The following is a 9,887-nucleotide window of genomic DNA, read 5'->3' on the forward strand; positions in this document are numbered from 1 at the left end:
GAGAGCTCACTTATAAGTAACTTTATAGTATTATATGAATTTCTATTAAGGGTAAAAACTTTATTACAAAGCAATTCATAGTTATTAAAATCCATTTGGAAATTTATTGTAAGATAGGAGCTAGTACTATTACATGAAGTATACTGAGTATGAAATTGAAAAGGAGAATAAAATATTAAATCTCCTTGATGTAAGTTATAAGTATGACCATTTATATTAGTATATAAGTTTCCTTTATCTACATAAGTTAATTCCCAAAATGAATGAGATTCTCCGGTGAAATTGTAATTTAAGCCTTTTTCTTGATAAAACTTTGTATAAATTTCATTGATATTTAATGCTGGAGATATAGATGAATAGATATAATCTTCATTTAAATATATAGAAGGAAATAAATTGATATAAGAAGAAATTTCAACTGATGAATTATCGGAAATAGAGATTAAATTGAAATAAACTCCCACTTTCAAATTTATAGGACGATTAATAATAAAAGATATTATATTTATCGCGTCTAGAGAAACTAAAATCATAACAACTCCATCTAAAACATTTATACAAGTATCTTCACTAGTTGTAAAATTTAGCTTATCTACATTCTTATTTTTAAGGTTATATAAATCATATTTAGATTTTCTTGATTCTTCTTTTGAAATTATGTACCCAAACTGTTTAAATGTAGGCGAAGTAGTTTTGTTAAACATAGCATACCTCCTAATATAATCTCTATATAAATTATATACATACTCAAGTTTAAAAACAATAAATCAAAGTGTTATTGCAGATTATAAAAATATAATAAGATATGAAAAAATGATACATAAAATATATATAGAATATAGATATTAAGGTAATAAGGTGGATTATTACATTGAATTAGTCAAGTTAAAATTATAATTAATTGAAAAAGCTATAAAGAAATATTAATTTAAATATGGTAAGATTAGGGTATAAATTTATTAAGAAAAAAGGTGATAATATGAAAGCAGAAATTATAACTGTTGGAACTGAGATACTATTAGGGGATATAGTTAATACTAACTCTCAGTTTCTAGCAAATGAATTAGCTAGGTTAGGTTTAGAAGTATATCATCAAGGTACAGTAGGTGATAATGAATCTAGATTATTAAACTCATTAGAAGAAAGTTTAAAAAGAAGTGATATAGTAATAACTACTGGAGGATTAGGTCCTACTAAAGATGATATAACAAAGGAAATAGCAGCTAAATATTTTGACCAAGAATTAGTATTATATGAGGATATATGGAAACATATAAAATCTTATTTTGAAAAGCTTGGAATAAACCCCACTGAAAATAATAAAAAGCAAGCTTGTTTTCCAAAAAACTGTATTATACTAGATAATCCTAATGGAACAGCACCAGGAGCAATATTAAAAAAAGATAATAAAATGATAATATTACTACCAGGACCTCCAAAAGAGATGATACCTATGTTTAATAATAAAGTTAGACCCTATTTACAGAGTTTAACTGATTTTAAATTAATATCGAGGACTTTGAGATTTATAGGAATAGGAGAATCTTTACTAGAAGAAAAGTTAATAGATTTAATTGATAATCAAAGTAATCCAACTATTGCTACATATGCAAAGGATGGAGAAGTTACAATTAGAATAACTGCTAAATCTAAATGTGAAAAAGAATCAAATAAATTAATAGATAATCTAGAATACAAAATAAAATGTAGGGTTGGAAAATATTTATATGGATATGATGACACTACTCTTGAAGAAACTGTAGCTAAGTTGTTAGTTAAAAAAAATATGACTATAGCTGTAAGTGAATCATGTACAGGGGGGATGGTTTCATCTAAGTTAATTGACTATCCAGGTATATCACAAAGTTTTATAGAGGGATGTATAACATATTCAAATGAAGCAAAAATGAATAGATTAGGAGTTAAAAAAGAAACATTAGATAAGTATGGAGCTGTAAGTGAAGAAACTGCTATAGAAATGGCTGTAGGGATTTCTAAAAATTTAAACACTGATATAGGGTTATCTACAACTGGGATTGCAGGACCTGGTGGAGGAACAGATGAGAAGCCTGTTGGATTAGTTTATATAGGAATTTATATAAATGGAAAAGTTAAAGTTAAAAAGTGCAATTTTATAGGTAGTAGAGAAAAAATAAGAAATCGAGCTACTAATGAAGCGTTAAACTTATTAAGAGTAGAACTTTCAAAATAGAAGGAGCAGACAAATGATAAAATATATATTTTGTGATTTAGATGGAACATTATATCACAATGGAATTTCTAAAGAAGATTCTAAATCTATAGAGCTTATAGAAAATGAAGGAATTAAATTTAATATAGCTACAGGAAGAATATTTTCTCAAGCTAAAACAATGGTTAAAGATTCAATAAATGTGAATGGTTATTATATATGTGAAAATGGTTCTTATATATATGATAATGATGAAAATTTAGTATTTAAAGGTACTATAGATGATAATATTGTAAAAAAGGTTATAGCTGCATATGATTCAGATGAAGCTACTATGTACTTTAAATATAATGGGAAAGTAGTTTTATTAGAAGAAAATGAAATTTTTAAACTTTATACAAATGAATATATAGTGGACAAAGAATTTTATAACAAAGAAACATATGATGATTTAGTGGGTAATATAGGTATAGTATCTCAAAATATTGATGAACTATATAGAATAGAATCATTTTTTATAGAAGAATTTAATGATGTTTTAGATATATATTTTTCTTCAGAGCATACTTTGAATTTAGTACCTAAAGGAGTATCAAAACATGAAGCTATAAAAAATGTATGCAAAATAGTAGGTGTAAATTTAGAAGAAATAGCGACTATAGGTGATTCACCAAATGATATAAGTATGCTTAAAACTACTAAGTATAGTTTTGCTATGGAGAACTCAAGAAAAGAAGTCGTAGATAGTGCTAGATACACAGCGAAATCTGTAAGTGATGCAATTTTAAAAATAAAAGAACTAAATAAAAAAATTTAATATATAGGAGGGTATCATGAAAAAAATGCTAGTTTTGTTAGCAGATGGATTTGAAGAAGTAGAAGCTTTAACTGTAGTAGATGTATTAAGAAGAGTTAATGTAAATTGTGATATGTGTAGTATTGATAGTGAATACGTAAAAGGAGCTCACAATATAGAAATTAAATCTGATGTGAATATAGATAATATTAATTTAAATGAATATGATGGGGTAGTATTACCAGGAGGTCTTCCAGGTGCATATAATTTAAGAGATAGTAAAAATGTAGAGAAATTAGTTAAAAAATTTAATAATGATAAAAAAATAATAGCAGCTATATGTGCAGCTCCAGAAGCTTTAGAAAGTTTTGGAATTTTAGAAAATAAAAATTGTACATCTTATCCAGGTTTTATAAAAAATAAAGACAAAGTTAATTATATAGAAGACAAAGTAGTTGTAGAAGATGATAATATAATAACTAGTAGAGGGCCAGCAACTGCTATTGAATTTGGATTAGCTATATTAAAAAAATTAGGATATGAAGATTTATATTTAAAAGTCAAAGAAGGAATGTTAGTTGATTTTTACAATAACTGTAAATAAAAAGTAGATAAAAAAATTCTGCTATTACATAAAATTTAATCTTAAGTAAAAAGAGAAAAACTAAAATTGTTTTTCTCTTTTTTTTATTTAAAAAATAATAAATTTAATACATTAAAATTTCTAATGATATATACTAATTAAAGTTGCAAAAAGTAGATTACTGCAACACTAAAAGGTAAAAGTCTACTTTTTATTTATATGTTTTCTAATAAGTCGGCTTGCTTTAGATTGAGAAATATTTAAGGCACTTGCAAGTTTATAAGAACTTGAGTGTTTTTCATAAGCTTTACATACTAGTGTCTTTTAATAATTATCCATTAAAATATCTAGAGAGTTATTATATTCATATTTTTCAAAATTAAAATGATTCAATACTGATTTAGGTAAATTATTAATTTCTATTAAATCATTGTTTGATGTAACCAGTATATTTTGAATTATATTTTCAAGTTCTCGTATATTACCAGGATAGTCATAATTTAGTAATGTGTGTATAACTTTGGCAGACATATTTTTATTTAAATTAAATGAAGTCGAATATTTTTTAAAAAAATGAAATATCAACTCAAGTAAATCTTCTTTACGTTCTCTAAGTGGAGGTATCTTCAATTCAACTACATTTATTCTGTAATATAAATCTTCTCTGAATTTTTTTTGATTTACAGAATTCAATAAATCGATATTAGTTGCAGATATAAATCTAATATCAACTTTTTTTGTTTTTATACCACCAACAGAAGTAAATGTTTTTTCTTGAATAAGCTGCAAAAATTTCGATTGTAGTTCTGGTGGAATATCACCTATTTCATCTAAAAATAAAGTTCCTCCATTCGCTAATTCAACAAGACCTAATTTTCCCTTTGAACTAGCACCTGTAAATGCTCCTGATTCATATCCAAATAACTCAGACTCAAGCAGATTTGGAGATATAGTAGAACAATTTATAGTTATAAATGGGTTATTAGCTCTAATACTATTTAGGTGGATATGTTTAGCTAATGTGGTTTTTCCACATCCAGATTCACCAAGTAATAAAATATTAACATCTGTTTTTGCTACATTCTTAGCTGTTTCTAAAATTGATTTCATACTCAACCCTTTTATTGTTGTATCGTTATATACTAATGATTGAGATTTATGTAAATAATCTATTTTATTTTTATATTCTTTAATTTGTTCCTTTGAATATTCAAGTTTATCTTTTACATTATTTAGTTCACTTATGTCTCTTGAATTTTCAACTATAAATTCTATATTGTGATCTTTATCAAACACAGGGGTTGCAGTTACTATAAGTGTTTTTCCCGTTATAGTTTTTTGCTCCATTGATATTTTTTTTTTATATTTAACAACACTTGGAACTGGAGTTTGATTAGAATAACCAGCTTCATTTAAAAACATAACCGTTTTACCTATCATTTTATCTCTATCGATACCGTAATTGTATTCAAATGCTTTATTACAGTAAATCATATATCCATCTTTATCGCATACGAATATTTCATCATGTGAAGCTTCTATTATTTTTTCAAAAAAGTCATTGCTGTATTTCAACTGTAAATCCCCCTAAAATTACTATTATAAACAAGCATATTTTATTATAGTATACATATGAGTCAAAATCAACTCAATAGATAGATGCAGCACATAAGTTTGCATAAAATGAGTTGAATTTGACTTGGTTTAAAATATAAAATAAGTTAATTTGAACTTGGAAATGGTTTTTTGAAGTGGAATCATGTGTAATTTCAATGAATTTAAACTAAAAATATATTGGCATAAAAATTGCTTTAATAAATGATACTACATAATGATGAGGGGGTTAGATGATGGAACAAAAAAGTAAAGGATATTTATTTGTAGTAATTGCTGGAGTATTATGGGCTACTATTGGTTTGTTTGTAAATACTTTGTTAGGTAAAGGATTGACGCCAGAGCAGGTTGCATTTTTAAGGTTATTTTTAGGTTTTTTGATATTATTTATTTATAGTTTTATAAAAATGCCAAATGCACTTAAAATAAGCAAAAAAGGATTAGGATATTGTGTAATGGTAGGAATAATAAGTCAAGCAGGTTTTAATATATGCTACTTTAATTCTATAGATTCTATAGGAGTATCTGCATCTGCAGTACTTTTATATACATCACCTTTATTTTTAGCTTTTTTATCAATGATAGTATATAAAGAAAGATTAGATAAAGTTAAGCTTATATCTTTAGCGGTGTGTTTTATGGGATCTATACTAGCTGTAACTGGAGGAAGTTTAAGCTTAGGTAGATTAAATATGAATGGTATTTTACTTGGAATAATGTCAGCTGTAACATATGCTTGTATGTCTATAATAAGTAAAGGTGCTCTTAAAGAATGTGAAGGAATAACATTATTAATATATGGATTCTTAATTGGAGCTATATTAATGATACCACTAGCTAAACCGACACAGTTAATTGCATATACAAGTAATATAAGTATGTTACTTATTATGCTTGGGTTAGGAATTATACCAGCAGCAGCAGCTTATATATTTTATTTAAATGGAATATCTACAGGAATAGATTTGTCTGTAGCTGGAATATTAGCATCTACAGAATTAATAGTATCCGTTATTATAGGATGGACTTTACTAGGTGAAGATTTTTCTATAGGAAAATCAATAGGAGTTATATTTATGGTAGTATCTGCGCTTATAGCAATTAAAAAACCTAAAAGAAATAAAACATCATATGATATAGCAGATACTGAATTAGAAGTTGTAAATTAACAAAAAGCTTAATAGATTTATCTATTAAGCTTTTTTATTATTTATTATAATTAATACCTTGATAAGAATTTCTTTCACGCATAGTATCATCTATTGAGTTTAAAACTTCCCATTTTTTTAAACTCCACATAGGACCAACCATTTCATCTCGTTTACCATCGCCAGTAAGTCTATGAACTATCATTTCAGGAGGTAGTATTTCTAACTGATCACAAACTAAATTTACATAGTCATTTTTTTCCATTAGGTCAAACGATTTGTTTTTAAGCATTTTTTCCATAGGAGTATTTTTTAAAACATGTAGTAAATGGATTTTTATTCCATGTACACCCAAATCAGCTACAGCTTTTGCTGTTTCCATCATCATATTATAGTCTTCGCCAGGAAGTCCGTTTATAATATGAACTATAGTTTTTATATTGTGTTTTTTCAACTTTTCAATACCTTCTAGGAAAGTGTTATAATCATGACCTCTATTTATAATCTTAGACGTTTTATCGTGTATAGTTTGAAGTCCTAATTCAACCCAAAGGTTAGTTTTTTTGTTAAGTTCAGCTAAATACTCGATGACATCATCAGGAAGGCAATCAGGGCGAGTTGATATAGATAATCCTATAACATCATCTAAATTAAGCACTGTTTCATACTTTTCCTTTAAAATGTCTACTGGAGCATGAGTATTGGTAAAGGCTTGGAAATAACCAATATATTTTGCACTATGCCATTTTTTATGCATCATTTGTTTTATATCTTCAAATTGTTTTATTAAATTGTCATTTGGATTTCCAGCAAAGTCACCAGATCCTTCTTTACTGCAATAGGTACAACCACCATAAGTAATAGTACCATCTATATTAGGGCAAGAAAAACCTGCATTTATAGATACCTTAAAAACTTTCTCTCCGAAAGTACTTCTAAGGTAATAATTCCATGTGTGATACCTTTTATTATCAAAGGCATATTTAAAATTTGTCAAATTAATCACCTTTTCTTTAATTATTATTAAAATTACTATACAATAGTATCATAAAAGACATGTATGTACAAATTTACAATTGATAAAAAATAAAAATAGTACCTTATATAAGGTACTATTTTTATAGTTTTTTCAATCTATTTCCAGTAGATAGTAGTTGGAAACCAACTAGAACTAAGATTAAGGCTAAAAATGTAGCTATAAATCCTGATAAAAATAGTGGTGACACTACTAGTATTAATCCACATATTAGTAAAAATAAATTAAAACTATTAAACTTTATATATGGATTATTTTTACTTTTAATTAAAAATATAATTTGATTTGCAACAAGATAAGCTCCAAGTATGGAAGAGAAAAATCCTTGTATTTGCTGAGGAAATACAAAAAATAGTATAGCTATAGCTATAAGTATGATTTCTCTAGTTACATATGGTGTTACCTTTTCTTTACTCTCATATCTTTTAAGTTCGTTTATTACTTTTAAGTTTAGGTATGCTAAAAATAAAGCAATAGCACCTAGTCCAAATGATAATAATTTAATTCCTAAATTTTTAAATAACAAGGATACAGTTCCAACTACAAGTAAGAGTATTCCTAACATTATAAAATTATTTGCATTTTTCTTTTGATTAAAATTATTAAAGTTAAAATTAATATTCATTTTTTATCACCTCTTTGATTGTTAAGGTGATTATAACAAAAAAATAAAGAGTATAAAATAGTTTATTTGAATTTTATATAAATTTGTAATTTGAAAATAATTTATATCATAGAATTTTATTATATGAAGGAGTGAAGAATTTGGCTAAAATTATATCTATAACATTTGCTATATTAGCAGGAGCATCAACAGCATTGGAGGCTTTTATAAATGGAGAGGTAGGAAAAAGTACATCTCCACTAGTAGCTACATTTATAAGCCTAGTTGTAGGATCGTTATTTTTTTTGATAAGTATGATATTTTCAGGAGATATAAAATATTTTTTACAACTAGACTCAATAAATCCTAAATTTTTGTTAGGTGGTATTTTTGGTGGTTGTATAATATATTTTACAGTTAAAGCTATTGGACAATTGGGATTATCTAAGACCTTAACTGTTATAGTTGTTTCTCAAATAACTATAGGATTTTTTATTGAGGCAGTAGTTTTAAAGGATCAAGTTATATATTTATATAAGTACATAGGTATAATATTATTAATGATTGGTACATTTTTTATTTTAAGTTAATATATATTGAAGAATATATGCTTGGAAATTAAACTATGTATGATAAAATTAAATTAAAAACATATTAAGTGAGGGTTAATCAATGAATAAGAAATTTATTATGTCATTTAGTGGAGGAAAAGATAGTACGCTAGCATTATATAGAATGATAAACAAAGGATATGAGCCAATTGCACTTTTAACAACTGTAAAAAAAGATGCCAACAAATCATGGACACATGGAATAACTAAAAAATTGTTAGAAGAAGTTAGCAAAAGTTTAGAAATACCACTTTTAAAGGTGGAATGTGATGTATGCGAATATGAAAAAGAATTTGAAAAAGCTTTATTAAAGGGTAAAAAAATGGGAGCGGACATATGTGTATTTGGAGATATTGATATATGCGATCATAAGAAGTGGGATGTTTCAAGATGTGAAAATGTAGGAGTCAAAGCAGAGTTTCCATTATGGCAAGAAGACCGAGAATCATTGGTTTACGAATTTATAGATAGTGGATTTACAACCATAATAAAGACTGTAAATTTAAAATTTTTAAATGAAAAATTATTAGGTGAAGAACTTACTAAGAATATAGTTGAAGATATAAAATCTACAGGTGCAGATCCTTGTGGAGAAAATGGAGAATACCATACTTTTGTAATTGATGGACCTTTATTTAAAGAACGTATAACTTTTGAAAAAAAAGGAATAGTTATAGAAAGTGGATATGGACATTTAGATATTATATAGTAAAAAAGCTACCTTGAAATATAATTATTAGGGTGGCTTTTTTACTATATAAAAAAATATAACTATGGCAATTATGTAAAATAGTAACCATTATATAAATTTAGATTTGAGATAATAATAAATTTAATACTAAATTAACTTAAGAAGGTGACATTAAATGAAATCATCTAAAGGAATTAAGTTTTTTATTTTTATTATTATAAATGTATTAATAATATTATTGCCAAATTATTCTTACTCAATTCAAAAAAATGAAAAAACACCTAAACAAGTTATTATAGGAGGAGAGCTTTTACATCTTGAATTAAATACTAATAAGGTAATGTTTTTTGGAATTAAAAACAACTTTAAAATCAAGGACTATGATTTAGTAAATAGCGTTAGTGGGGAAGTTGTAAAAAGAATTTTTTATAAAGAAGAAATACAAATAAAACATAAAGAAGAATTAATATCATTATTAATTTCAATGAAAGAAAATGATAAACTAAAGCTAAAACTATTAAGAAATAATAAAGTAATTATAACGCAATTAAATAAAAATGAAATTAATCCAAATAATTTAATAGATAAAATTCCATATACAGCTACATTAACA

At 25.8% G+C, this 9,887-nt stretch carries 11 protein-coding genes; 7 read left to right on the top strand and 4 right to left on the bottom strand.

The features are described 5' to 3' along the window. Positions 1 to 704, bottom strand: a 704-nt coding sequence (locus tag ACRCYC_RS16145; RefSeq protein WP_438620128.1) for a cupin domain-containing protein, incomplete at its 3' end; no start/stop codon positions are given. Positions 705 to 979: 275 nt separating this feature from the next. On the opposite strand from ACRCYC_RS16145, the gene ACRCYC_RS16150 reads away from it, so the two are divergent. From ACRCYC_RS16150 to ACRCYC_RS16160, 3 genes are read left to right on the top strand one after another with little or no spacing between them, the layout of a single operon-like run. Further along, positions 980 to 2,212, top strand: a complete 1,233-nt coding sequence (locus ACRCYC_RS16150; RefSeq protein ID WP_438620129.1) for a competence/damage-inducible protein A — start codon at positions 980 to 982, stop codon at positions 2,210 to 2,212. A 13-nt stretch (positions 2,213 to 2,225) separates the two neighbouring features. Further along, positions 2,226 to 3,008, top strand: a complete 783-nt coding sequence (locus tag ACRCYC_RS16155; RefSeq protein ID WP_438620130.1) for a Cof-type HAD-IIB family hydrolase — start codon at positions 2,226 to 2,228, stop codon at positions 3,006 to 3,008. Between the two features lie 16 nt (positions 3,009 to 3,024). Beyond that, the gene (locus ACRCYC_RS16160; RefSeq protein ID WP_438620131.1) at positions 3,025 to 3,591 is read left to right on the top strand and encodes a DJ-1 family glyoxalase III; all 567 of its coding nucleotides are present in this window, start codon (positions 3,025 to 3,027) and stop codon (positions 3,589 to 3,591) included. A gap of 303 nt (positions 3,592 to 3,894) precedes the next feature. Here the strand turns inward: ACRCYC_RS16160 and ACRCYC_RS16165 are convergent, their stop codons facing one another. After that, entirely contained in the window at positions 3,895 to 5,145 is a 1,251-nt protein-coding gene (locus ACRCYC_RS16165; protein WP_438620132.1) for a sigma-54 interaction domain-containing protein, read from the bottom strand. Between the two features lie 272 nt (positions 5,146 to 5,417). Here ACRCYC_RS16165 and ACRCYC_RS16170 point away from each other — a divergent pair, with 272 nt between their 5' ends. Further along, a complete protein-coding gene (locus ACRCYC_RS16170; RefSeq protein WP_438620133.1) occupies positions 5,418 to 6,353 on the top strand; it encodes a DMT family transporter in 936 nt (311 codons plus the stop codon). A gap of 37 nt (positions 6,354 to 6,390) precedes the next feature. On the opposite strand, the gene ACRCYC_RS16175 is transcribed toward ACRCYC_RS16170, so the two are convergent. Both ACRCYC_RS16175 and ACRCYC_RS16180 read right to left on the bottom strand, forming a co-directional pair. Beyond that, the gene (locus ACRCYC_RS16175) at positions 6,391 to 7,329 is read right to left on the bottom strand and encodes a TIGR01212 family radical SAM protein (RefSeq protein ID WP_438620134.1); all 939 of its coding nucleotides are present in this window, start codon (positions 7,327 to 7,329) and stop codon (positions 6,391 to 6,393) included. Between the two features lie 121 nt (positions 7,330 to 7,450). Next, on the bottom strand, positions 7,451 to 7,993 hold the full coding sequence (locus tag ACRCYC_RS16180) for a DUF308 domain-containing protein (RefSeq protein ID WP_438620135.1): 543 nt from the start codon (positions 7,991 to 7,993) through the stop codon (positions 7,451 to 7,453). 131 nt (positions 7,994 to 8,124) lie between these two features. On the opposite strand from ACRCYC_RS16180, the gene ACRCYC_RS16185 reads away from it, so the two are divergent. The 3 genes from ACRCYC_RS16185 to ACRCYC_RS16195 all read left to right on the top strand — a co-directional run. Continuing rightward, a complete protein-coding gene (locus tag ACRCYC_RS16185; protein ID WP_438620136.1) occupies positions 8,125 to 8,562 on the top strand; it encodes a DMT family transporter in 438 nt (145 codons plus the stop codon). Between the two features lie 82 nt (positions 8,563 to 8,644). Beyond that, complete coding sequence (locus ACRCYC_RS16190; protein WP_438620137.1) at positions 8,645 to 9,292, top strand: diphthine--ammonia ligase; 648 nt, start codon at positions 8,645 to 8,647, stop codon at positions 9,290 to 9,292. Between the two features lie 157 nt (positions 9,293 to 9,449). Beyond that, positions 9,450 to 9,887: hypothetical protein (locus ACRCYC_RS16195; RefSeq protein WP_438620138.1), on the top strand; the 438-nt coding region annotated here is incomplete at its 3' end.

It is taken from the genome of Paraclostridium sp., from assembly GCF_051657365.1.
Lineage (GTDB): Bacteria > Bacillota > Clostridia > Peptostreptococcales > Peptostreptococcaceae > Paraclostridium.

Bases quoted from the DNA above. Each gene is read 5' to 3' on its own strand.
- ACRCYC_RS16150 (WP_438620129.1), top strand. From the start codon at position 980: ATGAAAGCAGAAATTATAACTGTTGGAACTGAGATACTATTAGGGGAT.
- ACRCYC_RS16155 (WP_438620130.1), top strand. From the start codon at position 2,226: ATGATAAAATATATATTTTGTGATTTAGATGGAACATTATATCACAAT.
- ACRCYC_RS16160 (WP_438620131.1), top strand. From the start codon at position 3,025: ATGAAAAAAATGCTAGTTTTGTTAGCAGATGGATTTGAAGAAGTAGAA.
- ACRCYC_RS16170 (WP_438620133.1), top strand. From the start codon at position 5,418: ATGATGGAACAAAAAAGTAAAGGATATTTATTTGTAGTAATTGCTGGA.
- ACRCYC_RS16180 (WP_438620135.1), bottom strand. From the start codon at position 7,993: ATGAATATTAATTTTAACTTTAATAATTTTAATCAAAAGAAAAATGCA.
- ACRCYC_RS16190 (WP_438620137.1), top strand. From the start codon at position 8,645: ATGAATAAGAAATTTATTATGTCATTTAGTGGAGGAAAAGATAGTACG.